Genomic DNA, 939 nt, shown 5'->3' with positions numbered 1-939 from the left:
GGCCACCCAGGCCGGCCCGCGGACCTACCCATGTCCTGGCACGGCCACCGCCCATCTGGGATCACCTATTGCGGTCCTTCAGCCACGGCTCTCCCAGTCAAGGCCGGCACACTCATGACCCCCACCCCGACCGCTGGTCGATCCTCACTGCCACCGCCTCTGCGGCGCTCCTTCCGGCTGACCAGTCTCACCCCCCAAGCCTGTGCGAGATATCTCAGCTCCACGGCGAGTGCACCACCGGACAGCCCGGCAACTCGATCGCGCTGCTGCTGTCCACTGCGAATCCGCACACCTCTCCGTCTCACCCCGTCTGATGAGCTGCCCAAGGCCGGTCAGTTGAGGGCTTCCCCCACCCGAGCCGGTACGACGTTGAGCACGGGTCAACCATCCGCACGGGTCAGAAGGTGGTCGACGGGCACCCAAGGTGCGTAGGCCGGGCAACCTTGAGCACGGGTCAACCACCCGCACGGGCCAGAAGGTGGTCGAGGGACGCTCAAAGTGCGTTCGTCGGGCGACCTTGAGCACGGTTCGACCGTGGCGGCGGGGTGCCCGATGGTTGGTGGAGTCTCATGGTGACTCCCGCTCCACGCTCCACGCTCCCCGGGTTCTCGGGATGCCCGATGCGTTATCCGATGGGCTTTCGTCACCGAGTCCCCAAAATCCATCGGATAGCGCAGAACTCGAGCATCACGCACCTCAGCCACAGCCCCGTCAGCCCCGGGCAACGTGAAAGCAGGGAGCCGTGTGGCGAAGGGGGTGCGGCTGTCTCGTGGTGTGCTTGGTCCGCGGTTGGTGACGGTGCCGGCGGTGCGCGGTGGCCGGCGTGCGCGGTGGCCGGCGGTGCGCGGTGGCGGGGGTGTGCGGTGGCCGGCGTGCGCGGTGGCCGGCGTGCGCGGTGGCCGGCGGTGCGCGGTGGCCGGCGGTGCGCGGTGGCGGGGG

The 939-nt window shown here is 69.6% G+C and carries 1 protein-coding gene; it reads left to right on the top strand.

Annotation, left to right across the window (positions count from 1 at the left end):
* Nucleotides 1-744 precede the first annotated feature (744 nt).
* Nucleotides 745-939 (top strand): hypothetical protein (locus E1261_RS46775; RefSeq protein WP_238176870.1); only part of this gene is annotated, 195 nt, incomplete at its 3' end.

Origin of the sequence: Kribbella albertanoniae, assembly GCF_004348455.1 — a bacterium.
Taxonomy (GTDB): Bacteria; Actinomycetota; Actinomycetes; order Propionibacteriales; family Kribbellaceae; genus Kribbella; species Kribbella albertanoniae.
The sequence above is the reverse complement of the archived record's forward strand: the minus strand, read 5'-3'. Positions and strand labels throughout refer to the sequence as shown.